At 54.2% G+C, this 26280-nt stretch carries 26 protein-coding genes; 18 read left to right on the top strand and 8 right to left on the bottom strand.

Translation table 11 applies throughout. The annotated features are described in order from the left end of the window. The first annotated feature begins 174 nt into the window (after nt 1-174). The 3 genes from M989_RS12900 (at nt 175) to dbpA (ending at nt 4210) form a co-directional block, all read left to right on the top strand. Nucleotides 175-1353 carry a methyl-accepting chemotaxis protein gene (locus M989_RS12900; RefSeq protein WP_064545877.1) on the top strand — a complete coding sequence of 393 codons (1179 nt, stop codon included), beginning with the start codon at nt 175-177 and terminating at the stop codon, nt 1351-1353. A 167-nt stretch (nt 1354-1520) separates the two neighbouring features. Continuing rightward, nucleotides 1521-2504 carry a zinc transporter ZntB gene (gene zntB, locus M989_RS12895; protein ID WP_064545875.1) on the top strand — a complete coding sequence of 328 codons (984 nt, stop codon included), beginning with the start codon at nt 1521-1523 and terminating at the stop codon, nt 2502-2504. Between the two features lie 332 nt (nt 2505-2836). Further along, on the top strand, nt 2837-4210 hold the full coding sequence (gene dbpA, locus M989_RS12890) for an ATP-dependent RNA helicase DbpA (protein ID WP_064545873.1): 1374 nt from the start codon (nt 2837-2839) through the stop codon (nt 4208-4210). Nucleotides 4211-4255: 45 nt separating this feature from the next. Here the strand turns inward: dbpA and ttcA are convergent, their stop codons facing one another. Continuing rightward, the gene (gene ttcA, locus M989_RS12885; RefSeq protein ID WP_064545871.1) at nt 4256-5191 is read right to left on the bottom strand and encodes a tRNA 2-thiocytidine(32) synthetase TtcA; all 936 of its coding nucleotides are present in this window, start codon (nt 5189-5191) and stop codon (nt 4256-4258) included. A gap of 309 nt (nt 5192-5500) precedes the next feature. Here ttcA and umuD point away from each other — a divergent pair, with 309 nt between their 5' ends. Both umuD and umuC read left to right on the top strand, forming a co-directional pair. Beyond that, nucleotides 5501-5935 carry a translesion error-prone DNA polymerase V autoproteolytic subunit gene (gene umuD, locus M989_RS12880; RefSeq protein ID WP_064545869.1) on the top strand — a complete coding sequence of 145 codons (435 nt, stop codon included), beginning with the start codon at nt 5501-5503 and terminating at the stop codon, nt 5933-5935. Continuing rightward, nucleotides 5919-7172 (top strand): translesion error-prone DNA polymerase V subunit UmuC, encoded by a 1254-nt coding sequence (umuC, locus tag M989_RS12875; protein WP_064545867.1) that lies wholly within the window; start codon nt 5919-5921, stop codon nt 7170-7172. Before umuD ends, umuC begins: the two co-directional genes overlap by 17 nt. A gap of 33 nt (nt 7173-7205) precedes the next feature. Here umuC and M989_RS12870 read toward each other — a convergent pair whose 3' ends face one another. Both M989_RS12870 and ydfZ read right to left on the bottom strand, forming a co-directional pair. Then, on the bottom strand, nt 7206-7469 hold the full coding sequence (locus M989_RS12870) for a hypothetical protein (protein ID WP_240492964.1): 264 nt from the start codon (nt 7467-7469) through the stop codon (nt 7206-7208). Nucleotides 7470-7694: 225 nt separating this feature from the next. Then, the gene (gene ydfZ / locus M989_RS12865) at nt 7695-7898 is read right to left on the bottom strand and encodes a putative selenium delivery protein YdfZ (RefSeq protein WP_064545863.1); all 204 of its coding nucleotides are present in this window, start codon (nt 7896-7898) and stop codon (nt 7695-7697) included. A gap of 336 nt (nt 7899-8234) precedes the next feature. Between ydfZ and amyA the strand changes: the two genes are divergently transcribed. Both amyA and M989_RS12855 read left to right on the top strand, forming a co-directional pair. After that, a complete protein-coding gene (gene amyA, locus M989_RS12860; protein WP_064545861.1) occupies nt 8235-9722 on the top strand; it encodes an alpha-amylase in 1488 nt (495 codons plus the stop codon). A 180-nt stretch (nt 9723-9902) separates the two neighbouring features. Further along, the gene (locus tag M989_RS12855) at nt 9903-10433 is read left to right on the top strand and encodes a class I SAM-dependent methyltransferase (protein ID WP_083965156.1); all 531 of its coding nucleotides are present in this window, start codon (nt 9903-9905) and stop codon (nt 10431-10433) included. A 191-nt stretch (nt 10434-10624) separates the two neighbouring features. Here M989_RS12855 and M989_RS12850 read toward each other — a convergent pair whose 3' ends face one another. Then, nucleotides 10625-11368, bottom strand: a complete 744-nt coding sequence (locus M989_RS12850) for an SDR family oxidoreductase (RefSeq protein WP_064545918.1) — start codon at nt 11366-11368, stop codon at nt 10625-10627. 664 nt (nt 11369-12032) lie between these two features. Between M989_RS12850 and sufA the strand changes: the two genes are divergently transcribed. From sufA to ldtE, 7 genes are all read left to right on the top strand, one after another. Continuing rightward, entirely contained in the window at nt 12033-12401 is a 369-nt protein-coding gene (gene sufA / locus M989_RS12845; protein WP_064545857.1) for a Fe-S cluster assembly scaffold SufA, read from the top strand. 10 nt (nt 12402-12411) lie between these two features. Beyond that, a complete protein-coding gene (gene sufB, locus M989_RS12840) occupies nt 12412-13899 on the top strand; it encodes a Fe-S cluster assembly protein SufB (RefSeq protein ID WP_064545855.1) in 1488 nt (495 codons plus the stop codon). A gap of 17 nt (nt 13900-13916) precedes the next feature. Next, on the top strand, nt 13917-14663 hold the full coding sequence (sufC, locus tag M989_RS12835) for a Fe-S cluster assembly ATPase SufC (RefSeq protein WP_064545853.1): 747 nt from the start codon (nt 13917-13919) through the stop codon (nt 14661-14663). Then, on the top strand, nt 14638-15912 hold the full coding sequence (gene sufD / locus M989_RS12830; RefSeq protein ID WP_064545851.1) for a Fe-S cluster assembly protein SufD: 1275 nt from the start codon (nt 14638-14640) through the stop codon (nt 15910-15912). The genes sufC and sufD overlap by 26 nt, the downstream gene beginning before the upstream one ends. Further along, nucleotides 15909-17129, top strand: coding sequence for a cysteine desulfurase SufS (gene sufS / locus M989_RS12825; RefSeq protein ID WP_064545849.1), 1221 nt, complete (start codon nt 15909-15911; stop codon nt 17127-17129). The genes sufD and sufS overlap by 4 nt, the downstream gene beginning before the upstream one ends. Before the next feature lie 12 nt (nt 17130-17141). Beyond that, the gene (gene sufE, locus M989_RS12820) at nt 17142-17558 is read left to right on the top strand and encodes a cysteine desulfuration protein SufE (protein WP_064545848.1); all 417 of its coding nucleotides are present in this window, start codon (nt 17142-17144) and stop codon (nt 17556-17558) included. 110 nt (nt 17559-17668) lie between these two features. After that, a complete protein-coding gene (gene ldtE / locus M989_RS12815) occupies nt 17669-18643 on the top strand; it encodes a L,D-transpeptidase LdtE (protein WP_064545846.1) in 975 nt (324 codons plus the stop codon). A gap of 63 nt (nt 18644-18706) precedes the next feature. Here ldtE and M989_RS12810 read toward each other — a convergent pair whose 3' ends face one another. From M989_RS12810 to ynhH, 3 genes are all read right to left on the bottom strand, one after another. Next, nucleotides 18707-18943, bottom strand: coding sequence for a major outer membrane lipoprotein (locus tag M989_RS12810; protein WP_002908860.1), 237 nt, complete (start codon nt 18941-18943; stop codon nt 18707-18709). Between the two features lie 310 nt (nt 18944-19253). Then, nucleotides 19254-20666, bottom strand: coding sequence for a pyruvate kinase PykF (gene pykF / locus M989_RS12805; protein ID WP_064545844.1), 1413 nt, complete (start codon nt 20664-20666; stop codon nt 19254-19256). A gap of 7 nt (nt 20667-20673) precedes the next feature. Next, complete coding sequence (gene ynhH, locus M989_RS26510) at nt 20674-20880, bottom strand: protein YnhH (RefSeq protein ID WP_425337848.1); 207 nt, start codon at nt 20878-20880, stop codon at nt 20674-20676. 251 nt (nt 20881-21131) lie between these two features. Between ynhH and fumD the strand changes: the two genes are divergently transcribed. Further along, nucleotides 21132-21347 carry a fumarate hydratase FumD gene (gene fumD, locus M989_RS12800; protein ID WP_064545842.1) on the top strand — a complete coding sequence of 72 codons (216 nt, stop codon included), beginning with the start codon at nt 21132-21134 and terminating at the stop codon, nt 21345-21347. Between the two features lie 9 nt (nt 21348-21356). On the opposite strand, the gene M989_RS12795 is transcribed toward fumD, so the two are convergent. Further along, nucleotides 21357-21995 carry a TetR/AcrR family transcriptional regulator gene (locus tag M989_RS12795; RefSeq protein WP_064545840.1) on the bottom strand — a complete coding sequence of 213 codons (639 nt, stop codon included), beginning with the start codon at nt 21993-21995 and terminating at the stop codon, nt 21357-21359. Nucleotides 21996-22126: 131 nt separating this feature from the next. Here M989_RS12795 and M989_RS12790 point away from each other — a divergent pair, with 131 nt between their 5' ends. The 3 genes from M989_RS12790 to M989_RS12780 all read left to right on the top strand — a co-directional run bounded on the left by M989_RS12790 (nt 22127) and on the right by M989_RS12780 (nt 26237). After that, the gene (locus tag M989_RS12790; RefSeq protein WP_064545838.1) at nt 22127-23977 is read left to right on the top strand and encodes a bifunctional sugar phosphate isomerase/epimerase/4-hydroxyphenylpyruvate dioxygenase family protein; all 1851 of its coding nucleotides are present in this window, start codon (nt 22127-22129) and stop codon (nt 23975-23977) included. Nucleotides 23978-24061: 84 nt separating this feature from the next. Continuing rightward, the gene (locus M989_RS12785; RefSeq protein WP_064545836.1) at nt 24062-25411 is read left to right on the top strand and encodes an MFS transporter; all 1350 of its coding nucleotides are present in this window, start codon (nt 24062-24064) and stop codon (nt 25409-25411) included. After that, nucleotides 25401-26237, top strand: a complete 837-nt coding sequence (locus M989_RS12780) for a shikimate dehydrogenase family protein (RefSeq protein WP_064545834.1) — start codon at nt 25401-25403, stop codon at nt 26235-26237. Before M989_RS12785 ends, M989_RS12780 begins: the two co-directional genes overlap by 11 nt. The last annotated feature ends 43 nt before the right edge of the window (nt 26238-26280 follow it).

The raw sequence follows: 26280 nt of genomic DNA, 5'->3' as shown, positions 1-26280 counted from the left end.
AAGCCATGCTTAAATAGCATTGCGCGGTGAATTTATCTTTAGTCATCATTCTGTTCTGTATAAAGGCAAACTGACACCGCGAACGGTTAAAGTGATGAAAATAGTTAAAATGGTCTGGAAAATACACCTTCTGGTGATATAACCAAATTATACAACCAGCGTTGAGGGTAGGTTATGTTTAAAAACATTAGCGTCCGAACGTTTATCCTGGTATTTATTTTGACGGTTTTTGTTATTGCCGATGTGATCTGTTTAATACTATCAAAAAATATATTCTTGCTATTAACAATTAATATTGTATGGGTAGCGGCGTTGGGGCTTTTGTGGCTCTACATGACCAAATATCTGGTGACGCCGATTAATGCGGTTAAGCGCAGCATTGATGAAGTTAATGATGGCAACCTGTCGGTGCGCATTCCTGTTTTCGGCAATAACTGTGCCGGGCGCTTAATTCCGGGAATCAATAGTTTATCGAATAATATTTCAACGCTGGTTGCAGAAATTCGCGCCTCTTCGGACACCGCCATGTCGCTATCCGATCAGTTGGCAACCCGCAGCGGCGAACTGTCGGTGAAAACCGAGCAGCAGTCGGCCACCCTGATGGAGACCGCGGCAAGCATGGAGCAGATTGCCGCCAGCACCAAAAATAACGCGGAACATACGCGTCTGGCGAGCGAACGCGCTAGTGAGGCGACGCAGTGTGCCCGTAAAGGCGGCGCGCTGATGGGCGAAGTGGCGACCAATATGCAGTCGATTACCGACTGCGCCCGGCAGATGACGGAAATTATTGCCATGATTGACGGCATTGCCTTCCAGACGAATATTCTGGCGCTGAATGCGGCGGTGGAAGCGGCGAGGGCAGGCGATCATGGCAAGGGGTTCTCGGTTGTGGCCGGTGAAGTGCGTAATCTGGCTCACCGTAGCGCGGAAGCGGCCAAAAATATTAAGACCTTAATTAGCGTCACCAGCGACAACGTTACGCAGGGGGCCAGTATCGTCGCCGAAGCGGAGAAAAACATGCAGGAGATCGTCGCTGGCTCGGGCGAGCTAAACGGTCTGATGGAACAGATTGCCGTGTCGACTTCCGAGCAGGAAAAAGGGATCGATCAGATTACGCTGGCGTTGAATGAGCTGGAAACGGTGACGCAAAGCAATATCACGGTGGTTGAAGAGCTGGCGAGATCGTCCGATATTCTTAAGCGTCAGGTGATTGAACTGCAGTCCCGCACGCAGAATTTCCGCGTGGGCGACGAACAACATACCGCATCGCCGCGCCAGGCTGCCGGTGGCCTGGCGCTACAGCCTGTTGTCGCGACGGGTAGCAACGAGCAGAATTTCTGGCAATCGTTTTAATCCTGCTTGCTTTACATCAACCCGGTAGCGATACCGGGTTTTTTTATGCCCATCATTCATGGATAGCTGTTTTTATGAACAATTTCAGCGTCATGGCACCACCGTATATTGCTTAACAAAAGGAGATGGCTAGACTATCAGGATAAAGAGCGCTAAGCGGAGGCGATGTGGAAGCCATAAAAGGATCGGACCTTAACGTACCAGACGCGGTATTTGCGTGGCTACTGGATGGCCAGGGCGGCGTGAAGCCATTAACCGACGCGGACAGCGTCAGTAAAGAGAATCCGTGCTGGCTGCACCTGAACTATACCCACCCCGACAGCGCACAGTGGCTGGCGACGACGCCGCTGTTGCCCAATCTGGTGCGCGATGCGCTTGCCGGTGAAAGCCTGCGTCCGCGGGTCAGCCGTTTGGGCGAGGGGACGCTGATCACCCTGCGTTGCATTAACGGTAGCACCGATGAACGCCCGGACCAGCTGGTGGCGATGCGCCTTTATATTGATGAGCGCATGATTGTTTCGACCCGTCAGCGGAAAGTGCTGGCGCTGGATGATGTGGTGAGCGACCTTCAGGAGGGCAGCGGCCCGACGGATTGCGGCTCCTGGCTGGTGGATATCTGCGATGCGTTAACCGATCACGCCAGCGAGTTTATCGAGCAGTTGCACGACAAAATCATCGACCTCGAAGATAATCTGCTGGAACAAGAGGTGCCGCCGCGAGGTTTTCTGGCGCTGTTGCGTAAGCAGCTTATCGTCATGCGCCGCTATATGGCGCCGCAGCGCGACGTTTACGCCCGTCTGGCCAGCGAGCGTCTGTCGTGGATGACCGACGACCAGCGTCGCCGTATGCAGGACATTGCCGACCGACTGGGACGTGGGCTGGATGAGATTGACGGCTGTATCGCGCGCACGGCGGTGATGACGGATGAAATTGCGCAGATGATGCAGGAGTCGCTTTCCCGGCGAACCTATACCATGTCGTTGATGGCGATGGTCTTTTTACCCAGCACCTTCCTGACTGGGCTGTTTGGCGTCAACCTTGGCGGTATCCCCGGCGGCGGCTCGCATCTGGGCTTTTCCCTTTTCTGTATTATGCTGGTACTGCTCATCGGTGGTGTTACGTGGTGGTTACACCGTAGTAACTGGTTGTAAAAAATCACCTTTTTTACCCCTTTTGGAGAGGGTAACGCCACTTAATTTGAGCAAGGTCAATAAAACAGCGTGCCAATCGAGGCAATATCGATCCCGCAGGTGAATGCAACGTCAAGCGATGGGCGTTGCGCTCCATATTGTCTTACTTCCTTTTTTTGAATTACTGCATAGCACAATTGATTCGTACGACGCCGGCTTAGAATAGTCGGCTTTTTTTTGTCTTTTTTCCGCTACCCTGATGGTACCCGCCGATTAATTTGTCGCATCCCGCGTCGAGATCTGCGAGGATACGCGCCTGCTGAACCTTAGCCCCTAATTCGCGAGAAAATACTGTGACCGCTTTTGCCACCCTGAATGCCCTTCCTGCCGCCCAGCTCGATAATCTGAACGATCTGGGCTATCTCTCCATGACGCCGGTTCAGGCCGCGTCGTTGCCGGCGATTCTGGCCGGAAAGGACGTGCGCGTGCAGGCGAAAACCGGCAGCGGCAAAACGGCAGCGTTCGGTCTTGGTCTGCTTCAGCATGTCGATGCCAGCCTGTTCCAGACCCAGTCGCTGGTACTGTGCCCGACGCGTGAACTGGCCGATCAGGTCGCCGGTGAGATTCGCCGCCTGGCGCGCTATCTGCCGAATATTAAGGTGCTGACGCTCTGCGGCGGTCAGCCTTTTGGCGCGCAGCGCGATTCGTTGCAGCATGCGCCGCATATTATCGTTGCGACGCCGGGCCGCCTGCTGGATCACCTGCAAAAGGGCACCGTCTCGCTGGATGCTCTGCAAACGCTGGTGATGGATGAAGCGGACCGCATGCTGGACATGGGCTTTAGCGATGCTATCGACGAAGTGATTCGCTTTGCGCCAGCATCTCGCCAAACGCTGCTGTTCTCCGCGACCTGGCCGCAGGCGATTGCCGCCATCAGCGGCCGCGTGCAGCGTTCACCGGAAACGATCGAAATTGATAGCGTTGACGCGCTCCCCTCGGTTGAGCAGCAGTTTTTTGACGTACCCCGTCACGGCAAAATCGCGCTATTACAGCAGCTGCTGAGCCTGCATCAGCCATCCTCTTGTGTGGTGTTCTGTAATACCAAAAAAGATTGTCAGGCGGTGTTTGAAGAGCTGAACGCGGCGGGGCAGAGCACCATTGCGCTGCACGGCGACCTCGAACAGCGCGATCGCGATCAGACTCTGGTACGTTTTGCCAACGGCAGCGCACGTATTCTGGTGGCGACCGACGTGGCGGCGCGCGGGCTGGATATTAAATCGCTGGCGATGGTGGTGAACTACGAACTGGCGTGGGATCCGGAGGTGCACGTACACCGTATTGGCCGCACCGCACGTGCGGGCAACAGTGGGCTGGCGGTAAGCTTCTGCGCGCCGGAAGAGGCGCAGCGCGCCAATATTCTGGCTGAAATGCTGCAGCTGAAGCTGAACTGGATGCCGGAACCGGCTAAAACGCGGATTACGCCGCTGGCGCCGGAAATGATGACCCTGTGTATCGACGGGGGTAAAAAGGCCAAAATGCGTGCGGGCGATGTGCTGGGCGCGTTAACCGGCGATGTTGGGCTGGTCGGTGCGGATATCGGTAAAATTGATATTCACCCGGCGCATGTCTATGTCGCCGTGCGTGAAGGCGTGGCCCATCAGGCGTGGAAATTGCTGCAGAAAGGGAAAATCAAAGGCAAGGCGTGCCGCGTACGTCTGCTGAAATAGCATCCTGAAAAGCGTCTCAGGCCGCAGCCTGAGACGCCAAATGACTTATTTCACTTCAACCACGTTCAGACGCAGCTCATCCAGCTGACCGTCTTCTTCTTCCGGCTGCCAGCCCACCGGCTGTAGCGGCAGTTCTTCCCGGTCAAATGCCAGGTCGCCACCTTCAATCACTTCGCTGCCGTGAGTCAACCCTTTGAAATCAAAAAGGTTGGTATCACACAGATGCGAAGGCACCACGTTCTGCATGGCGCTGAACATGGTCTCGATACGGCCCGGATAGCGTTTATCCCAGTCGCGCAGCATGTCGCCAATAACCTGACGCTGCAGGTTCGGCTGCGAACCGCACAGATTACACGGAATGATCGGGAACGCTTTGGCTTCGGAGAAACGCTCGATATCTTTTTCGCGGCAGTAGGCCAGCGGGCGGATCACAATATGCTTGCCGTCGTCGCTCATCAGCTTCGGCGGCATGCCTTTCATTTTTCCGCCGTAGAACATATTCAGGAACAGCGTTTGCAGAATGTCGTCACGGTGATGACCGAGGGCGATCTTTGTCGCGCCCAGCTCGGTGGCCGTGCGGTAGAGGATCCCGCGACGCAGGCGAGAGCAGAGCGAGCAGGTGGTTTTCCCTTCCGGGATCTTCTCTTTGACGATACCGTAGGTATTCTCTTCGACGATTTTGTACTCAACGCCCAGCTTTTCCAGATATTCCGGCAGAATATGCTCCGGGAAGCCCGGTTGTTTCTGGTCGAGGTTGACCGCCACCAGGCTGAAGCTGATTGGCGCGCTCTGCTGCAGATTGCGCAAAATTTCCAGCATGGTGTAGCTGTCTTTACCGCCGGAGAGGCAAACCATAATGCGGTCGCCGTCTTCAATCATGTTGAAGTCAGCGATGGCTTCGCCCACGTTACGACGCAGACGCTTCTGTAATTTGTTCAGATTGTATTGTTCTTTTTTACTAATTTCTTGATTTTCTTGCATTTAATAGTTACTCAAAAATCTAAATGGAAACTCAGGCCACTACAGCGTCTTCCAGTCCATTTGATTTACGATAAAAGAGCTGTCCCGCGCTGACGGCGAATCAGCGAATGTGTGGCGTGTATGGTACGGATTACGGCGACGAATGCCAGCATGTTTTGCAGGACTGGCGCGACTTACCCGCTGACATGAATAGCCCTGCATTAAATCTATTGCGTCTTCAACGGGTTGACCACGAGGGGCGACAAGCCGCTTGATCTCTGCGCTCATTGCATAGTACTGTATATATAAACAGTATTATGGTGTATAAAGATGTTCGCCACTTATTTATATAAAACAGAACGCCCCCTCGAACTGCCATTGTTCCTGGAGCGGATTCCCTGCGGTTTTCCCAGCCCGGCTCAGGACTATGTCGAAGAGAGCCTGGACCTGAATCGGCTGGTGGTCAAGCACCCCAGCGCCACCTATTTTGTGCGCGTTAGCGGTGATTCGATGAGCGGCGCGGGCATCGGTGACGGCGATCTTCTGGTTGTTGATCGCTCGTTAAAAGCCGATCACGGCGATATCGTCGTTGCGGCAGTGGCGGGGGAGTTTACGGTTAAAGAGCTGCGAACCCGGCCCTCGGTAGTGCTGATGCCGCATAACCCGAAGTACAAGCCGATTACCTTTCATGCAGAGGAAGAGCTGCAAATCTTCGGCGTGGTGACGTTCAGTTTAAAAGCGCATAAATATGTTCGCGTTGGTTGATGTTAATAATTTCTATGCCTCCTGTGAGACGGTATTTCGCCCCGATTTAGTGGGTAAACCGGTGGTGGTGGTCTCTAACAACGATGGCTGCATTATCTCTCGTTCGGCGGAGGCAAAAGCGCTCGGTATTAGCATGGGGGCGCCGTATTTTAAAATTAAAAATGAATTGTCCCGCCAGCGGGTGACCGTGTTCAGTTCTAACTACGCGCTGTATGCCGATCTCAGCCATCGGGTGATGCAGACATTGATGGAGCTTGCTCCCCGCGTGGAGATCTATTCCATTGATGAAGCCTTTATTGAATTGCCCGATGATGGCTCGTTTGAGGCATTGGGTCATCAGATACGCGACGCGGTACGGAGAAATACGGGGTTGATGGTAGGGGTTGGCATTGGGCCAACAAAAACGCTGGCGAAGCTGGCGAATCTGGCGGCCAAAACCTGGCAACAAACCCGCGGTGTGGTCGACCTCAGTGCGACGGAGCGCCAGCGAAAATTGCTTTCCTTGCTCCCGGCACATGAAGTTTGGGGCGTCGGAAGACGTACGCGTAAGAAGCTGGAGCAGATGGGAATAGAGAGCGCGTTACAGCTTGCGGATAGTTCAACCTGGGTTATTCGCCAGCATTTTAACGTGGTGATGGAGCGCACGGTACGCGAACTGCGCGGGGAGTCCTGTCTGGCGTTAGAGGCGTTTGCCCCTACTAAACAGCAGATCATCTTTAGCCGCTCGTTTAGCCATCGCATCACGACATATGACGAGATGCATCAGGTTGTGTGCGCCTATGCCGAACGCGCGGCAGAAAAACTGCGCGCGGAAAGGCAGTACTGCTGTGTGGTAAGCCTGTTTATGCGCACCAGCCCGCACGCGGAGAATGAGACATTTTATGCCCCGCAGGCTAGCGGCAGGCTCATCGTTCCCACCTGTGATACTCGCGATATTATCCGCCTTGCCGTCAGTTCGCTGGAGAGTATCTGGCGAGACGGCTTTCGCTACATGAAAGCCGGGATAATGCTGAGTGATTTTTTCAGCCAGGGCGTCGCGCAGCTCAACCTGTTTGACGCTTTGCCTCCGCGAGCCAATAGCCAGGCGCTGATGCAGGTCATCGACAGTATTAATCACTCCGGTCTGGGCAGTATCGGTTTTGCCGGAAAAGGAATGGAACAGACATCGAGGATGAAGCGAGAAATGCTGTCCCCCAGCTATACGACACGCTACGCGGATCTGCCGGTTGCCCGATGACCAACGCTGCCGTCAGGTACCGTCGATGGGCGCTCAGCCGAAGGTCGGGTAGACCGGGCGTTCGTCCAGCTTGAGACAATGTTTTACCCGTTCTTCACCGTAATAAACATAACCGAATGTATCGGTTGAGATGCGGTGCAGCAGCGTATCGCCGTTGGCGAAGGGGATTATCTCAATATCGCCGACGCGCTTATGGCCTGCACCGGTTTCAAAATGGCCTTTCCAGGACTGCTGGGTATGCTCATAGACGTGCAGAATCACTTCAACCAGCCCGCGCTCAGGGCAGTTTAATTTCAATATTGTCGATGAGAAATTGAGCGCATAGCTTTGACAGGGAATAATAACGAGGATAAAAAATAACTTGAGGAAATTCATTGGATTAAATACTTTTGTTACAACAAAGCGTGATTATTGCCTGATTTGGTCGTGCGGGCTTTGTGATTGATCAATATAAGTTTTTTGTTTTCCCTGCGATGTTTGAAACAAATAAGGCCACCGGAGTGGCCTCAAACGGTTGCCGTATCAGTTAAAACCCAGGCGGATCAAATCAACCGGGCAGAACGTACCGTCACAGCCTTCAACCTCTATGCAGCTCTCGCGACGCAGCTGTTCCGCTGTTTTACCTTCACCATGGATAGCGGTAATCACGCCGGTTGCGCCATTGTTGGCAACCATCACCCGGGTGCCGAGCGTGATAGCGTTACGGTTACGATCGTAGGTTTTCATCGTCTCCTCCTTTCACATATCAAGACGGTTTAGATTGGCGGTGTGAATTAATAGCGCGATCGAAAACGCGATGTTTTGCGCTTCGTCAAAGTGCCGTTTTTTTCATGAGAATTATGGATAAAACGACTATCTCGTTGTCAGTTTATTGACCATCTCTCTCAATAGGAAGGCCGCAATCAAGCCAGAATGCAGGTTTTCCCATAAAGCGGCTATGTAAAATATGCGTGCAGTCAGCATGTGAAAGCATTCTTTCTGGTGGGGGCGATAGGCTAAGACTCTCGCGGCCTGTGGATTTCCCTCTTATAGTTTTTGTGTCGCCTTCAACGGAGAACAGGTATGCGCAACCCCACCTTATTGCAATGCTTTCACTGGTATTACCCCGCTGGCGGTGAATTGTGGCCGGAGGTCGCGGCTCTCGCCCCGAACCTACATGAGATTGGCATTAATATGATCTGGTTGCCGCCCGCCAGCAAAGGGGCCTCCGGTGGTTATTCCGTTGGCTATGACAGCTATGATCTTTTTGACCTGGGGGAATTTGAGCAGAAAGGTTCGGTTGCCACAAAATACGGGGATAAAGCCCAGCTACTCAAGGCGATTGATGCATTGCAACAGCACGATATTGCCGTGTTGATGGACGTGGTGTTGAACCACAAGATGGGGGCGGATGAGAAAGAGCGCATCCGCGTACAGCGAGTTAACGCCGACGATCGGACCCAGATTGATGAAGAGATCATCGAGTGTGAGGCGTGGACCCGCTATTCATTCCCCGTTCGCGAAGGAAAATATTCGCAGTTTATCTGGGATTTCAGATGTTTCAGCGGCATCGACCATATTGAAAACCCTGATGAGGACGGCATTTTCAAAATCGTTAACGACTATACCGGCGAAGGCTGGAATGACCAGGTCGATGACGAAATGGGTAACTTTGACTATCTGATGGGCGAGAACGTTGATTTCCGTAATCAGGCCGTTACCGAAGAGCTGAAATACTGGGCGCGCTGGATGCTCGAACAAACGCATTGCAACGGTTTTCGTCTTGATGCGGTTAAACATATTCCCGCCTGGTTCTATAAGCAATGGATTGAACATATGCAGGAAGTGGCGCCTGAACCTCTGTTCATTGTGGCGGAATACTGGTCTCATGATGTGGATAAATTGCAGCAGTATATTGCTCAGGTTGACGGAAAAACGATGCTGTTTGACGCGCCGTTGCAGATGAACTTCCACGAAGCCTCCCGCATGGGCCGCGATTATGACATGAGCCAGATTTTCACCGCGACGCTGGTAGAGGCCGATCCGTTCCATGCGGTGACGCTGGTCGCCAACCATGACACCCAGCCGCTGCAGGCGTTGGAGGCCCCGGTGGAGGCGTGGTTTAAACCGCTGGCCTATGCGCTCATCCTGCTACGTGAGAACGGCGTACCTTCGGTTTTTTATCCGGACCTGTTTGGCGCCCATTATGAAGACACCGGTGGTGATGGCGAAACTTACGCTATCGATATGCCGGTTATTGAACAGCTGCATGAGCTGATCCTCGCGCGTCAGCGGTTTGCGCATGGCGTTCAGACGCTGTGGTTCGATCACCCAAACTGCATCGCATTTAGCCGTAGCGGCACCGATGAAATGCCTGGCTGTGTGGTGGTGCTCTCCAACGGCGATGAGGGGGAAAAAACGCTGACGCTGGGAGACAACTATGCGCATAAACGCTGGAAGGATTTTCTGAACAACCGTGAGGAAGTTGTTGAGACCGATGCTGAAGGCAGTGCGACTTTTACCTGTAATGGCGGTAGCGTCAGTGTATGGGTGATTGAAGAGATACTCTGATGCGTGGTTGGCGGGAGAATGAGGTAGTGCCGCTGGCGGGCTTATTGTCTGCGCCAGAGGAAACCATGGCACAGCAATAAGCGAGGGAACTTAATTGTTTTAGTCTTTTTTAGGCTTTGGACGCGGCGGTAGGCCGCCGCGTCGATCGCGTTTGGTGCCTAATTATTTACAACGCAGTGTATTCGCCGCCGTACTTATTCATGCGATTCAAGATTCTGTATTATTCGCTGTAGCGACGATTTGAGTAAGCAACAGACAGCACTAAAAAATTGTATCAGGCAAAATGCTCCGCTGAATGCGCTGGAATTAGGATGTGGTCTGGGGTTGTTTGCCGACTATTTTTCTAAGGAAGGAATAAAAATAACGGCCGGTGACTTTTTGGCAGTAGCCATCGAAAAGGCACGAAATCGTGTTCGGGAGGGGTATGAGTCTCCCCATTTCCACACCGGGGATGTCACCAATCTGAAAGATATATCAGGGCCATTTGATGTTTCTTATGATGTTGGTTGTTTTGATTGCCTTGATGAGCCCGGGCAGATGAAATATGCCCGTGAAGTGAACCGATTACTGAAACCTGACGGCGTGCATCTGATACGGGCGATGGATATTTCGCCACGGGGCATGCGACTCACCCCGCAGGTCATCGAGAAAGTATTTGGCCAATATTTTGAGCGGGTAAGCGCAGACCGTCATTATCGTCAGCGAGGCTGATTCTCATTGGTACAGGCTTTTGAAAAAACGGATAAGTCATAAACGAGAATACAGGGTTGACGCGCTGTATGTGCTGGCGCGCAGCCATGAATAGCGGACCGGATTAGCATTTCAGACATGAAGTAACAAAAAAGAACATATACCTGTCTATTGTTTATAGCGGCGTAGGCTGGATGCGGGATGTCGTTAGATTATTCCTGACACCGCAAGTCTTCGCGCGTTGGCCCTTGAAAGTAGATAGTACTGATATGGCAACTACGTGGTTGAGTCAGTACAAAACGAATCGTTTCCCAGACGGAACGTCCATTCATTAGGCGCTCACCCATTCTGGATTGATTATCAACAGGCTCTTCTAACCCCGTCACTTCAAAATCCGGCGGATACAACCCGGTTACCCGTATATTTTCTCTGGATAATTGTTCTGACAGTTTAGTTGTAAAACCGCTAAGCCCATGTTTGCTAGCAAAAAAAGCAGGGTGGGCTATTGAGTCAGTAAAGTGAGGAATGCCGCATGCGGAGATAATTGACACAATGTCAGCACTGTCTGAGCGCCTTAATCCGGGAAGCAATGCCTGCGTGAGCAAAATTGAACCCGTCAGGCCTGAACTGATGGTATTAAATATTTCAGTAGCAGACTGCTCGTCCATTGTGCCTGGCAACCATTGAGCAGCATTGAGGATTAAAATGTCTATGGGACAGTTGGCGCTTAAGATCTGTGAAGAAAACTGAGAAATGGATGCCGGCTGGGTTAAATCACAGATATACCCTTGTGCACTGCCACCTTGAGCCGTGATGATGCTGCAGGTTTTTTCGATATCATCAACCCGCCGAGCGGAAAAATTGACTTCGACGCCTTCTTGCGCCAGCCAAACGCATAATGCCTGTCCAAATCCTGCACCGCCTCCAGTGATAACGGCTTTTTTACCTTTCAACATCGTCATGTTTCCCTCTCGTGATGAGTATATGTTGACGGAGGTATAGCATGATGGGATGGGATAACATCTTCCCGTTAGTGCCATTCACCATAGGATATAAACGGCAACATTCTGCCTATTTAGAGAGCAACATCCGTTGTGACCTGATTCTTATTGAGAATGACAGCGTGTTTCGCGTTACGGAAAATAGAACCAGGTAGTTGTTTGACTTCAAAGATGGCTACGCTTTCCAGCGGAACAGTCTCAAGACAAATTTATCCAGTTATGCCGTTGTCGCACGCATCACGTCAGAGGAATGCGGTGTACGGGAATCATCATTGGTGGTGCGTTATATATCTCCATACCGTGTTTTTATAACTCATTGATAATGTTCTAAGTGCTTGATTCGCAGAAAGTCGAAAAACCGATTAAATAAATAGGCATTGGCTATGCATCTTTAGCACACCCTCATTTTTTGCCTATCACTCATCATAAATACATTATTTTTCAATTCATTATAAAAAAATTGCTATCTCACTCGCTCGTGTCGACAGGGTCTATGCTTATAAAAAGGCCTGAGAAAAGGGGCGCCCGTGGAATACCCCCATACGGTGAGGGTTGAAGTGATAATCATTATCACTAACATGGTGCTAGCTCTTTGTGGCTCCACTGATGAGGTAGACCTATGGATTTGCATTCAGGAACCTTCGACCCCAACGATGTGACCTGGCGCGGCATTACGCTGACGCCGTCGGCCGCGGCGCATATTCGCGAGCTGGTCAAACAGCAGCCCACGATCCAGGGCGTACGTTTAGGGGTGAAGCAGACCGGTTGCGCGGGCTTTGGCTACGTGCTGGACGCGGTAAGCGAGCCGGATAAAGACGATCTGTTGTTTGAATCCGACGGCGCGAAGCTGTGGGTGCCTTTACGCGCAATGCCATTTATTGACGGCACAGAGGTGGATTATGTGCGCGAAGGTTTGAATCAGCTGTTCAAATATCATAATCCGAAGGCGCAGAACGAATGTGGCTGCGGCGAAAGCTTCGGAGTATAGGCGGTACATAATGACGCGTAATACTGACGCAACTGACGATGTCCAGACCTGGGCCGGTGGCCCGCTGAACTACAAAGAAGGGTTCTTTACCCAGCTGCAAACCGACGAGTTGGCGAAAGGCATCAACGAAGAGGTGGTGCGGGCGATTTCTGCCAGGCGCAACGAACCGGAATGGATGCTGGAATTTCGCCTGAAGGCCTACCGCGCCTGGCTTTTGATGGAAGAACCTCACTGGTTAAAAGCGAAATACGACTCGCTGAATTACCAGGACTACAGCTATTACTCCGCGCCGTCCTGCGGCAACTGTGACGATACCTGCGCCTCTGAACCTGGGGCACGACAGCAAACGGGGGCCAGCAGCTTTTTAACCGATGAGGTGGAAGCCGCGTTTAATCAATTAGGCGTGCCGGTGCGCGAGGGCAAAGAGGTGGCGGTTGACGCGATTTTTGACTCGGTATCCGTCGCCACGACCTACCGGGAAAAACTCTCGGAGCAGGGCATTATCTTTTGCTCGTTTGGTGAAGCGATTCACGATCATCCCGAGCTGGTCAAACGCTATCTCGGCACGGTGGTGCCGGAAAATGACAACTTCTTCGCCGCGCTCAACGCCGCGGTGGCGTCGGACGGCACCTTTATTTATATCCCCAAAGGCGTGCGCTGCCCGATGGAGCTGTCGACCTATTTTCGCATTAACGCGGAGAAAACCGGCCAGTTTGAACGCACCATCCTGATTGCCGATGAAGGCAGCTATGTCAGCTACATTGAAGGCTGCTCGGCCCCGGTACGAGACAGTTACCAGCTGCACGCGGCGGTGGTGGAGGTGATCATTCATAAAGACGCAGAGGTGAAATACTCCACCGTGCAGAACTGGTTCCCCGGCGATAACAATAGCGGCGGGATCCTGAACTTCGTGACCAAGCGCGCGCTGTGTGAAGGCGAAAACAGCAAGATGTCCTGGACACAGTCGGAAACGGGCTCGGCGATCACCTGGAAATACCCCAGCTGCATTCTGCGCGGTGATAACTCGGTGGGCGAGTTCTTCTCGGTGGCGCTGACCAGCGGCCATCAGCAGGCCGATACCGGCACCAAGATGATTCACATTGGTAAAAACACCAAATCCACCATTATTTCGAAGGGGATCTCCGCCGGACACAGCCAGAACAGCTATCGCGGTCTGGTCAAAATCATGCCGACGGCAACTAACGCCCGTAACTACACCCAGTGCGATTCGATGCTGATTGGCCCTGACTGCGGCGCGCATACCTTCCCGTACGTGGAATGCCGTAATAACAGCGCGCAGCTGGAGCACGAAGCGACCACTTCACGCATTGGCGAAGACCAGCTTTTCTACTGCTTGCAGCGCGGAATTAGCGAGGATGACGCTATCTCAATGATCGTCAACGGATTTTGTAAAGATGTTTTCTCGGAGCTGCCGCTGGAGTTCGCCGTGGAAGCGCAAAAACTGCTGGCTATCAGTCTTGAACACAGCGTCGGTTAAGGATTAAGGAAAGTGATATGTTGAATATCAATGAATTACAGGTCTCCGTTGATGATAAAGAGATCCTGCGTGGCGTCAGCCTGAACGTGCGTCCTGGCGAGGTACACGCCATTATGGGGCCGAATGGCTCCGGGAAAAGTACGCTTTCCGCGACGCTGGCGGGCCGTGAAGATTATAGCGTGACGGGGGGAACGGTGACCTTTAAAGGGCACGATCTGCTGTCGCTATCGCCAGAGGAACGCGCGGGAGAAGGGATCTTTATGGCCTTCCAGTATCCGGTTGAGATCCCCGGCGTGAGCAATCAGTTTTTCCTGCAAACCGCTCTTAATGCGGTACGCGCCCATCGAGGTCAGGAACCGTTGGATCGCTTTGACTTTCAGGATCTGATGGAGGAGAAGATCAATCTGCTGAAGATGCCAGCGGATTTGCTAACCCGTTCGGTCAACGTGGGTTTCTCCGGCGGGGAAAAAAAGCGCAATGATATCTTACAGATGGCAGTGCTGGAGCCCGCGCTCTGTATTCTGGATGAAACGGATTCCGGGCTGGATATCGATGCGCTGAAGATCGTCTCTGACGGGGTTAACGCGCTGCGCGACGGCAAGCGCGCCTTTATTATCGTCACCCACTATCAGCGCATACTCGACCACATCAAGCCCGATTTCGTCCACGTCCTGTACCAGGGACGTATCGTGAAATCCGGTGATTTCCGGCTGGTGAAACAACTGGAGGAGCAGGGCTATGGCTGGCTTAGCGAACAACAGTAGCGCGCTGCAGCAGTGGCATGCGCTGTTTCAGGCGCGCGGCGGTCAGGCATCGCCTCAGGCGTTAGCGCATCTCCAGCAGCTGCATCAGCTTGGCTTACCGACGCGTAAAGACGAAGACTGGAAGTACACCGCGCTGGACAAGCTGCTGACCAGCACCTTCGTGGCACCTGCGCTGCCTGCGTTGACGGACGCGCAGCGGGATAGCCACGCGGTGGCGCTGGAGGCGTATCGGCTGGTGTTTGTGGACGGTCAGTTTGATGCCCGTCTTAGCGATGATGTCAGCAACAGCGGATTTGACGTTACGGTGGATAATCAGCGTCAGTCGCTGCCGGAGGCGGTACATCCTGAGGTCTTCCTGCATCTCACCGAAAGCCTGTCTACCAGCGTCACGCATATTCAAGTGCGCCGCAACCAGCGCCCCAACAAGCCGCTGCTGTTGCTGCACATTACGCGCGGTCTGGAAACGGACGAGATGAATACGGCGCACTATCGTCACCATCTCCAGCTGGCGGAAGGGGCGCAGGCGACAGTTATTGAGCAGTATGTCAGCCTGAATACCCTACGCCATTTTACCGGTTCAAGACTCACCATGGAGGTGGCTGACAATGCCCAGTTACAGCATCTGAAGCTGGGGTTTGAAAACGACCAGAGCTACCATTTTGCCCACAACGATTTGCGTCTGGGGCGCGATGCTGCCGCTTTTAGCCACAGTTTTTTACTGGGCGCGGCGGTGACGCGTCATCACAGCAGTGCACAGCTGAATGGCGAAAACAGTACGCTGCGACTGAACAGCCTGGCGATGCCGGTCAATTCGGAAGTCTGCGACAGTCGTACCTGGCTTGAACACAACCAGGGCTACTGCAACAGCCGCCAGCTGCATAAAACTATCGTCAACGATAAAGGACGCGCGGTGTTTAATGGCGTGATTACCGTCGCGCCGCACGCCATAAAAACCGACGGTCAGATGACCAACAATAATCTGCTGTTGGGGCGTCTGGCGGAAGTCGATACTAAACCGCAGCTGGAAATTTACGCTGATGACGTGAAATGCAGCCACGGTGCGACCGTCGGGCGCATCGATGACGAGCAGCTCTTTTATCTACGCTCGCGAGGGATTGCGGTGGAGGAAGCCAGAAACATCATCCTCTACGCATTCGCCGCCGGGCTGACCGATGCCATTACCCTTGAAGCGCTGAAACAGCATGTGCTCGCGCGCATAGGGCAACGTCTGGCAGGAGGTAAACAATGACCTTTTCCGTACAACAGGTGCGCGGCGATTTCCCGGTACTTTCCCGTGAGGTGAACGGTCAGCCGCTGGCTTACCTCGATTCCGCCGCCAGCGCGCAGAAACCCGAGCAGGTTATCCATGCCGAGGCGACGTTTTATCGCAACGGCTATGCTGCGGTGCACCGCGGTATTCACACACTCAGCGCCGAGGCCACGCAGCGGATGGAAGAGGTGCGCCAGAAGGTGGCGCATTTCCTCAATGCCGCGAGCGCGGAAGAGATTGTGTTTGTGCGCGGTACCACGGAGGCGATTAACCTGGTTGCCAATAGCTGGGGAAGCAGCAACATTCAGGCGGGTGACAACATTGTCATTACGGCGATGGAGCACCACGCGAATATCGTGCCCTGGCAGATGCTCTGTACGCGCACGGGCGCGCAGTTACGGGTGATCCCACTCAATGCGGACGGAACGTTGCAAATGGACGCCGCGTCTGGGTTATTTGATTCCCGCACGCGGCTGTTGGCGGTCACGCAGGTGTCTAACGTACTGGGTACGGAAAACCCGCTGGCTGAACTGATTGCGCTGGCGCATGGCTATGGCGCGAAGGTGCTGGTGGACGGCGCGCAGGCCGTGATGCATCACCCGGTTGACGTCCAGGCGCTGGGCTGCGACTTCTATGCTTTTTCCGGGCATAAGCTCTACGGCCCGACGGGTATCGGCGCGCTGTACGTTAAAACCGATATCCTGCAGGCGATGCCGCCATGGGAAGGAGGCGGTTCGATGATCGCCACCGTCAGCCTGAGCGAAGGCACCACCTGGGCAAAAGCGCCGTGGCGCTTTGAAGCCGGGACGCCCAATACCGGCGGCATTATCGGGATGGGGGCGGCGCTGGATTACATCAACGGCCTGGGGCTGACGCAAATTGGCGAGTACGAGCAGACGCTGATGCGCTACGCGCTGGACGCGCTGGCGAACGTGCCGGACCTGCGCCTCTATGGCCCAGCGGACCGGCTGGGGGTGATTGCGTTTAATCTCGGCAAGCATCACGCCTACGATGTGGGTAGCTTCCTCGATAATTACGGTATCGCCGTACGGACGGGGCATCACTGTGCGATGCCGTTGATGGAATTTTATCAGGTGCCCGCGATGTGCCGGGCATCGCTGGCGATGTATAACACCGTTGAGGAGGTCGACCGCCTGGTGGCGGGCCTGCAACGCATTCGCCGTTTATTGGGATAACAGGGAGCAACCATGGCGGCTTTACCGGACAAAGATAAACTGTTGCGCAACTTCAACCGCTGCGCCAACTGGGAAGAGAAGTATCTCTATATCATCGAACTGGGCCAGCGCCTGGCACCGCTGAGCCCCGAGCAGCATAGCCCGGAGCATATCATTCAGGGGTGTCAGAGCCAGGTGTGGATCGTGATGGGGCGCGATGCGCAGGGGCACATCACGTTACAGGGCGATAGCGATGCGGCTATTGTTAAGGGCTTGATTGCCGTCGTATTTATCCTTTACGATGGGATGACCGCAGCGGATGTACAGGCTTTTGATGTGCGTCCCTGGTTTGAACACATGGCGCTGACGCAGCATCTGACGCCGTCGCGTTCTCAGGGGCTGGAGGCAATGATCCGCGCCATCCGCACGCAGGCGGCGAGTTTTAGCTAATATCAAATAGACAGCTTTCATTCTGTTACGAAAGGTGGGCGGACCGCTCACCACGCTGGTGGTTCAGCTTTCTGGCATGTTGTCAGTGAATATGAATAAGGAATCCAGATATGAAGCGCGCGTCCCTCTTAACACTCAGCATTTTAGGTGCCCTCAGCGCGATCTCCAGCGCCTGGGCAGTCGACTACCCATTACCCCCAGCCAATAGCCGTTTAATCGGCCACAATCAAACCTACACCGTTCAGGAAGGGGATAAGAACCTACAGGCGATCGCCCGCCGCTTTGATACGGCGGCGATGCTTATTCTCGAAGCCAACAATACGATCGCGCCGGTTCCTCGTCCGGGTACCGTGGTGACCATTCCATCGCAGATGCTGCTGCCGGACGTGCCGCGTGAAGGGATTGTGGTTAACCTTGCCGAACTGCGCCTGTACTACTTCCCGCCGGGCGAACAGCAGGTACAGGTCTACCCGATTGGCATTGGCCTGCAGGGGCTGGAAACCCCGGAAATGACGACACGGGTAGGGCAGAAGATCCCAAATCCGACCTGGACGCCGACGGCGGGTATCCGCAAGCGTTCACTGGAACGTGGCGTCACATTGCCGCCGGTCGTGCCTGCCGGGCCAAATAACCCATTAGGGCTCTATGCGCTGCGTCTGGCCTACGGTAACGGGGAATATCTTATCCACGGTACCAACGCGCCGGATAGCGTCGGCCTGCGCGTCAGCTCGGGCTGTATTCGTATGAATGCGCCGGATATTAAGGCGCTGTTTGCGCAGGTGCGCAGCGGCACGCCGGTGCGGGTGATTAATGAGCCGGTGAAGTACGCGGTTGAACCCAACGGCACGCGTTATCTGGAAGTGCATCGCCCGCTGTCGCAGAACGAAGCGCAGGATACGCAAACTATGAAGATGACGTTGTCGTCGGGCTTCAAGCAGTTTGCTGAACAGGCGAGTGAAGGGCAGGTGAAAAGCGCGCTGTCGCGTCGTGCCGGGTATCCGGTGATTGTCTTTGAGGGGAAGGGCGCGGCATCGGTACTGTCGGCTCAGAATAGTACAGCGACTTCAGAAACCGTGACGCAGTAGAAAAGGGTAAATCGAAGACAAAAAAATGGCGCACAATGTGCGCCATTTTTATTACCAGAACTCTTACTTACGGTAAGAGTGAGCCTGGTTGTCCAGACGCTGGTTAGCACGAGCTGCGTCGTCTTTAGCAGCCTGAACGTCGGAACGCATTGCGTTCACGTCGTTGCTCAGCTGGTCAACTTTAGCGTTCAGAGTCTGAACGTCAGAAGACAGCTGATCGATTTTAGCATTGCTGGAGCAACCTGCCAGCAGAGTAGAACCCAGGATTACCGCGCCCAGTACCAGTTTAGTACGATTCATTATAAATACCCTCTAGATTGAGTTAATCTCCATGTAGCGTTACAAGTATTACACAAACTTTTTTATATTGAGAATATTTTTTTATGCGATTTCCCTTATTTTTGATCGTTCGCTCAAAGAAGCATCGACTTTACGGTTTTGCGGGGAAAATGTGTGTGAAAACAGAGGACTTCCATCGGATTCATCTTAGATAATCAAAGTTTAAATAGTGACAGCCTATTGGATTTTTTATTGAGCTCGGTTATCAGAATGTATAAAAAAAGCGCCCGAGGGCGCTTTTTTAGGCAAACTATAATAAGTATGTGAATTATTACAGTACGTGCACGGAAGCAGTGTTGGTGGTGCCGCTCGGAACCAGTGCGCCGGAAACCATGACAACCACGTCGCCTTTCTGCGCCAGGCCGCTTTCTACAGCGACTTCTTTACCCATGCGGTAGAAATCATCGGTAGAGCTGATTTCTTTGACAACCTGAGCGACAACGCCTTTGCTCAGCACCAGCTGACGCGCAGTGGTTTCATTGGTGGTCAGCGCCAGGATGGTGGCATCCGGGAAGTATTTACGGATAGCGCGTGCGGATTTACCGCCCTGGGTAGCAACCACGATCAGCGGCGCGTCCAGTTTTTCCGCAGTTTCAACCGCGCCACGGCAAACGGCTTCGGTGATGCGCAGTTTACGGCTGTCGTTGTTGAACTCCAGACGGCTGGTCATCACGCGGTCAGTACGTTCGCAGATGGTTGCCATGATGGTCACCGCTTCCAGCGGGTATTTACCTTTAGCGGATTCGCCAGACAGCATCACTGCGTCGGTACCGTCGAGGATGGCGTTAGCGACGTCGCCAGCTTCCGCGCGGGTAGGGCGCGGGTTTTTGATCATGGAATCCAGCATCTGGGTCGCGGTGATAACCACTTTACGAGCACGGATACATTTTTCGATGATCATCTTCTGCGCGAAGATAACTTCTTCAACCGGGATCTCAACGCCCATGTCGCCACGAGCAACCATGATGCCGTCAGACGCTTCGAGGATTTCGTCGAAGTTGTTCAGGCCTTCCTGGTTTTCGATTTTGGAGATGATCTGGATGTTTTCGCCGCCGTGCGCCTTCAGGTGCTCGCGGATTTCAACGACGTCAGAACGTTTACGGATAAAGGAAGCCGCAACGAAGTCAACGCCCTGCTCGCAACCGAAGATCAGGTCCTGTTTGTCTTTCTCAGCCAGTGCCGGCAGAGCGATAGAAACGCCCGGCAGGTTAACGCCTTTGTTTTCACCCAGGTCGCCGTTGTTCAGCACTTTACAGATAACTTTGTTACCTTCGATAGCGGTGACTTCCATACCGATCAGACCATCGTCAACCAGTACGGTGTTACCAACGGACAGATCTTTGGTGAAGCCTTCGTAGGTTACAGCAACGATTTCGCTGTTACCGACAACAGATTTGTCAGTGGTGAAGGTGAAGGTCTGGCCAGCTTTCAGGGAAACGTCGTTACCGCCTTCCAGCTTGATAGTACGGATTTCCGGGCCTTTGGTATCCAGCAGGATAGCGGCTTTCTTACCGGTTTTGCTCATCACGTTGCGCAGGTTCTGGATGCGCTGACCGTGTTCAGCATAGTCGCCGTGGGAGAAGTTCAGACGCATAACGTTCATGCCCGCGTCGAGCATTTTGCCTAACATCTCTTCGGATTCGGTTTTCGGCCCGATGGTGCAAACAATTTTGGTCTTTTTCATGACAGTCTTAGTCTTTAAGTTGAGATTGAGAAGGATTGGGATTTTGAATTCTCGCTCCATGCGCGCACGGCCACGGAGTCAAACCTGTATTACGAAAGTTGCTATGCCACGCCATAAGGATAGGTGACATAAAAAAAGCGTGCAGAGGAAAGTGTGCTAGAGGTTCAGCATAGTCAAAAAGGCGATGTTTTAATCGTTTATTGATGTAGTCCAATGAGCTGAAACCATTCAAGAAAGAAACGCGGCGGATTATACGATGTTATGGCGAAAAAAGAAAATAAAAACGCTGTTTCAAAAATAAAACTAGCTAATTAACAAATCAAAAACGATTTTCTTGTGAAAATGTAACAGTAGCGATGCGCAACAATCGGTCTACCGACGCATAACGACAGGCGCAAATTTGCTTTATGGGCGAAACCAACCAATAATGAATTGATTATTAATGGAAATTAGCGAGCGTAAACGATGGGACATCAGGCGAAAGACGACGTTTTATACCAGGAAATGTGTCGCGTAGTGGGCAAAGTCGTGCTGGAAATGCGCGATTTAGGGCAGGAACCAAAGCATATTGTGATTGCCGGGGTGCTGCGCACTGCGCTGGCGAATAACAAAGTCCAGCGCACAGAGCTGACGCGTGAAGCGATGCAGAAAGTGGTCACGGCGCTCTCGGGACAACCGTAACCCTTTGAATTACGCGATAACGAAGCGCAGAATCGATTTCACCGCCAGCTCGCTGTGATGGCGAATGAGCGCTTCATCATCGATGTCCGGAAGCGGACCTTCAAGGTAGAGACTATTAAAGCTGTAGAAGTTCGACACCTGATAGAAGCTAAAGCTGCTGATCAACCGATGAACGTCACGGGCCTCAAGTTCAGGCTGGAATATACCCAACTCTTGCCCACGGCGCAGAATCTGCTCCAGCAGAGAGAGGGCGCTCTTGTTCAGGCGCTTCAAATCGCCTGAAGCCAGCAGCCATTTTCCGCGCTGCATATTCTCCATACAGATAATCCGCATGAAGTCCGCATGTTCGACATGATAGCGAACGCTCCACTTCACCAGCTGCACCAGCGCCTCAACCGGCGGCAGGTTCTCCAGCCCAAGCTTTTGCTCCGTTTCGCGAATGCGCGAATAAACATATTGCAGAACCGCCTGGTACAGCAGCTCTTTGGTTTTGAAGTAGTAAACCACCATCCGTTTAGTGGTCTGCGCCTCAGAGGCAATTTGCTCCATGCGTGCGCCAGCTAGCCCATGCTCGGCGAACACCGCAATGGCGGCGGTAAAAATCCGTGTTTTTAGCGACTGTGCTTCATCTTGAGCAATGGCTGACATAACAACTCCTGTTTATTTTACCGGGCACAAAAAATACACATAATGATCACAATTTAGCAACCAATTCTGGCATCCCTGAACCAAATGATTCATATTCGATGCAACTGTTACAGCGTGAGCCAGGTGAAACTATGTTGCGTTCTATTGCTACCGTATCCATTTCCGGAACCCTGCCTGAAAAACTGAGCGCGATTGCAGCGGCGGGTTATCAGGGCGTTGAAATCTTCGAAAACGATTTGCTCTATTATACCGGTACACCGGCGGATGTCCGTAACATGGCCGACGATCTGGGGCTTAAAATCACGCTGTTTCAACCGTTTCGCGATTTTGAGGGCGGCACGCGCGCCCAGTTCGCGGCCAACCTGGCGCGGGCGAAGCGCAAGTTTGCGCTGATGCATGAGCTGGGTTGCGACACGCTGCTGCTGTGCAGCAACGTGCAGGCCGACAGTTCGGCCGACTTCGATCAGCAGGTGGCCGACCTGCGGGCGCTGGCGACGCTGGCGGAGCAGGAAAATATTCGTATTGGTTATGAAGCGCTGGCGTGGGGTGCCCACGTAAACCGCTGGTATCAGGCGTGGGAGCGGGTGAAAGCCGTGGATAGCCCGGCGATGGGTATCGTGCTCGACAGTTTCCATATTCTGGCGCTCGGCGACGATCTTAGCCGCCTGCACGAAGTGCCGATGGAGAAAATCACTTTCCTCCAGCTCGCCGACGCGCCATTGATGAAAATGGACGTGCTGGAGTGGAGCCGCCATTTCCGCTGCTTCCCGGGGCAGGGGGAACTGCCGCTGGTGGAATTTACCCGTGAGTTGACCCGCTTAGGCTACCGTGGGCCATGGTCGCTGGAAATCTTTAACGACGGTTTCCGCGCCTCACCGAACGGCGCGACGGCGAAAGATGGTTACCGCTCGCTGTTGTGGCTGGAGGAGCAAACCCGCCGCGCGCTGGGAGAAAGCGACGCCGAACTCTTTCACACCGCCGATCTCCCAACCTTTAAAGACATCGAATTTATTGAATTTGCCGCCAGCCCCGCCGAGGCGAAAAAGCTGGGCGTCATGCTCGGTGGCATGGGGTTTCAATTGGCAGGGAAGCACCGTTCCAAGCAGGTAGCGCTGTGGAGTAACGGCGGTGCACGAGTGATCATTAACTATCAATCGCACAGTTGGGCGGATCGCTTCTATCAACGTCACGGCGTTTCGCTGTGCGCCATGGCCTTGCGCGTCAGCGCCAGCGCGCCGATTATTGCCCGCGCCAAAGCCTATGGTTACGCGACCTGGCAGGGGGAGGTGGGGCCGAATGAGAGCACCATCCCTGCGGTGTGCGCACCGGACGGCAGTCTGGTTTATCTGGTGGATGACCAGAAGGATATCTATGCGCAGGATTTCAACCTCACCGATGCGGAGACCAACGGACCGCTGTTAGGGATCGACCATTTGGCGCTCGGTATGGAGGCTGACAGCCGCGACAACTGGGTGATGTTTTTCCGTGCGGTGCTGGGGTTCACGCTGGAACATGAGCAGACCATGCCCGATCCTTACGGCCTGGTGCGCAGCCTGGCGGTGCAAAGCCCACAGGGCAACGTGCGCCTGGCGCTGAACATATCTCAGAGCCGCGCGACGCAGATTGCCCGCTCGGTGGCATGTTATCAGGGGGCCGGTTTACAGCATGCGGCGTTCGCCAGCGGCGATCTGCCTACTTTCCTGGAAAATCAGCCGCTGGCGGCCTCGCTGTCGCTGCCGGTACCGGCCAACTATTACGAGGATTTACAGGCGCGGTTCGGCGACGCGGCGCAGGTGGAGACCTTACAGCGTCAGCAGATTCTTTACGATCGCGATGGGGCGGGCGGCGAGTTTTTACATCGCTACACCTGGCCGTTCAGCGAAGGACGCTTCTTCTTTGAATTAACCGAAAGACGCCACGGCTACGCGCAATACGGCGCGGTGAACGCTGCCGTGCGGCTGGCGGCTATGCAGTACCGTTAGCGGGGGGATGTACCACCCGGTACGCTGACGGACAGACCATAACAATAAACTTTCATCTGCACTCGACAACGACAGGTAAACACTATGAACTCACTTGGCCAAAATCGCGTGGCTACCGCTGAGGCGGTTAACGCGGTACCTCGCTCCCGGCGGCGCATTGGTATTCTGGCGCTGCTGGCAGTGGGGACCATGATTAACTATCTCGACCGTACCGTTCTGGGCATCGCGGCGCCGCAGCTGACTCAGGAGCTTGGCATCAGCGCGGCGGTGATGGGGATTGTCTTTTCCGCCTTTGCCTGGACCTATGCGCTGGCGCAAATTTCGGGCGGCATGTTCCTCGACCGCTTTGGTAATAAGGTGACCTATTTCCTGGCCCTTAGCTTCTGGTCGCTGTTCACGCTGTTCCACGGTTTCGCCGTGGGGCTGAAAACGCTGTTGCTGTGCCGTTTTGGTCTTGGCGTCAGCGAAGCGCCATGCTTTCCGGTCAATAGCCGGGTGGTCAGCGCATGGTTCCCGCAGCACGAGCGCGCAAAGGCGACCGCAGTCTATACCGTTGGTGAATATCTCGGACTCGCCTGCTTCGCGCCGCTGCTGTTCTGGATTATGGACGGCTTTGGCTGGCGCACGCTGTTTATTACCGTTGGCGTGGTCGGGCTGCTGTTTGCGCTGGTCTGGTGGCGTCACTATCGCGAACCGCACGAAGACCGCCGTCTGAGCCAGCAGGAGCGCGAATACATTATCGCAGGCGGCGGGATGAGTTCCGGAGCCGAGCAGCGCAAAGCCTTTAGCTGGCCGCTGGTGCGTCAGCTGTTGCGCAAACGGCAGATTATTGGTGCCAGCATCGGCCAGTTCGCAGGTAATACCGTCCTGGTGTTCTTCCTGACCTGGTTCCCGACCTATCTGGCCACCGAACGTCATATGCCGTGGCTGAAGGTGGGCTTCTTTGCCATTCTGCCGTTCCTGGCTGCGGCGGGCGGCGTGATGTTTGGCGGCTGGGTTTCCGACAAACTGCTGAAGGCCACCGGCAGCGCTAACCTCGGGCGTAAACTGCCGATTATCGCCGGGCTGCTGATGGCGAGCTGTATTATCAGCGCCAACTGGCTGACCAGCGACACGGCGGTGATCCTGGTGATGTCCTTTGCCTTCTTCGGGCAGGGGAGGGTCGGCCTTGGCTGGACCTTAATTTCCGACATGGCGCCAAAAGGGTTGGGCGGTTTGACCGGCGGGTTGTTTAACTTCTGCGCTAACCTGGCGGGCATCTTCACGCCGCTGGTAATCGGTTTTATCGTCGCCGCCTTTGGCAGCTTCTTCTACGCCCTGGTCTACATCGGCGGCGCAGCGCTGCTCGGCGTGGTGGCGTACCTGTTTATTCTTGGCGACGTGAAGCGTATCGAACTGGATCTGCCTGAGCAGGAGGACGCACATGCAAATTAGTGGGCATACGCGGTTAATTGCTCATTTGGGTTATCCAACCGAAAGTTTTAAAGCGCCGATGATCTACAACCCCTGGTTTGCCGACCAGAGCGTGGATGTCAAAGTGGTGCCGATGGGGGTGAAGCCGGAAGACTATGCGGCGCTGATCCCCACGCTGTTTTCACTTACCAACATCGCGGGGGCGCTGGTGACTATGCCGCATAAAGTCGCCACCTGCGAACTGGTCGACCGGATGAGCCCCACCGCGCAGATTGCCGGAGCCTGCAACGCGATTCGCCGGGAAGCCGATGGTTCGCTGACCGGCGATATGTTTGATGGCGACGGTTTTGTGCGCGGTATTCAGCGCAAGGGGTTTCGCACCACCGGCGCGCGGGCGCTGGTGGTGGGCAGCGGCGGCGTGGGGTCGGCGATTGCCGCCTCGCTCGCGTCGGCGGGGGTCAGCGCGTTAACGTTGGTTGACGCCCAAGAAAGCGCGGCGCGGGCGCTGGCCGATCGTTTGCACGCGCACTATCCGCAGCTGACGCTGACGGTGATGGCGAGCGATCCGGCGGGACATTCGCTGGTGGTCAACGCCACGCCGCTCGGTATGTCGCCCGGCGATCCGCTACCGCTGGATGTCGAACGCCTTGATGCTGGGACGTTTGTCGGTGAAGTGGTGATGAAACAGGAATACACTCCGTTGCTACAGGCGGCGATGGCCCGCGGCTGCCCGGTGCAGCGAGGTACCGATATGCTGTTTGAAATGATCCCGGCCTACCTGGACTTCTTCCATCTGCCGGTGGCGACGCCGGAGCAACTGCAGGCGCTGGCGGAAATTCGCTACTAAAGCGCTGGTCAATAGCGTAATAGCCCGGATAATATAACGCTTA

Source organism: Kluyvera georgiana ATCC 51603, from assembly GCF_001654985.1.
Classification (GTDB): Bacteria; Pseudomonadota; Gammaproteobacteria; order Enterobacterales; family Enterobacteriaceae; genus Kluyvera; species Kluyvera georgiana.
Note: the sequence above shows the minus strand (reverse complement) of the source record. Positions and strands in the feature narration are given on the sequence as shown.

Coding starts and splice junctions, on each gene's coding strand:
- M989_RS12850 (WP_064545918.1), bottom strand. CDS start 11,368: ATGTTGAAAGGTAAAAAAGCCGTTATCACTGGAGGCGGTGCAGGATTT.
- M989_RS12810 (WP_002908860.1), bottom strand. CDS start 18,943: ATGAATCGTACTAAACTGGTACTGGGCGCGGTAATCCTGGGTTCTACT.
- M989_RS12785 (WP_064545836.1), top strand. CDS start 24,062: ATGAACTCACTTGGCCAAAATCGCGTGGCTACCGCTGAGGCGGTTAAC.
- umuD (WP_064545869.1), top strand. CDS start 5,501: ATGTTCGCCACTTATTTATATAAAACAGAACGCCCCCTCGAACTGCCA.
- ydfZ (WP_064545863.1), bottom strand. CDS start 7,898: ATGAAAACCTACGATCGTAACCGTAACGCTATCACGCTCGGCACCCGG.
- pykF (WP_064545844.1), bottom strand. CDS start 20,666: ATGAAAAAGACCAAAATTGTTTGCACCATCGGGCCGAAAACCGAATCC.
- fumD (WP_064545842.1), top strand. CDS start 21,132: ATGGGACATCAGGCGAAAGACGACGTTTTATACCAGGAAATGTGTCGC.
- sufA (WP_064545857.1), top strand. CDS start 12,033: ATGGATTTGCATTCAGGAACCTTCGACCCCAACGATGTGACCTGGCGC.
- ttcA (WP_064545871.1), bottom strand. CDS start 5,191: ATGCAAGAAAATCAAGAAATTAGTAAAAAAGAACAATACAATCTGAAC.
- sufB (WP_064545855.1), top strand. CDS start 12,412: ATGACGCGTAATACTGACGCAACTGACGATGTCCAGACCTGGGCCGGT.
- M989_RS12790 (WP_064545838.1), top strand. CDS start 22,127: ATGTTGCGTTCTATTGCTACCGTATCCATTTCCGGAACCCTGCCTGAA.
- M989_RS12795 (WP_064545840.1), bottom strand. CDS start 21,995: ATGTCAGCCATTGCTCAAGATGAAGCACAGTCGCTAAAAACACGGATT.
- amyA (WP_064545861.1), top strand. CDS start 8,235: ATGCGCAACCCCACCTTATTGCAATGCTTTCACTGGTATTACCCCGCT.
- sufC (WP_064545853.1), top strand. CDS start 13,917: ATGTTGAATATCAATGAATTACAGGTCTCCGTTGATGATAAAGAGATC.
- sufE (WP_064545848.1), top strand. CDS start 17,142: ATGGCGGCTTTACCGGACAAAGATAAACTGTTGCGCAACTTCAACCGC.
- sufS (WP_064545849.1), top strand. CDS start 15,909: ATGACCTTTTCCGTACAACAGGTGCGCGGCGATTTCCCGGTACTTTCC.
- umuC (WP_064545867.1), top strand. CDS start 5,919: ATGTTCGCGTTGGTTGATGTTAATAATTTCTATGCCTCCTGTGAGACG.
- sufD (WP_064545851.1), top strand. CDS start 14,638: ATGGCTGGCTTAGCGAACAACAGTAGCGCGCTGCAGCAGTGGCATGCG.
- M989_RS12900 (WP_064545877.1), top strand. CDS start 175: ATGTTTAAAAACATTAGCGTCCGAACGTTTATCCTGGTATTTATTTTG.
- M989_RS12780 (WP_064545834.1), top strand. CDS start 25,401: ATGCAAATTAGTGGGCATACGCGGTTAATTGCTCATTTGGGTTATCCA.
- ldtE (WP_064545846.1), top strand. CDS start 17,669: ATGAAGCGCGCGTCCCTCTTAACACTCAGCATTTTAGGTGCCCTCAGC.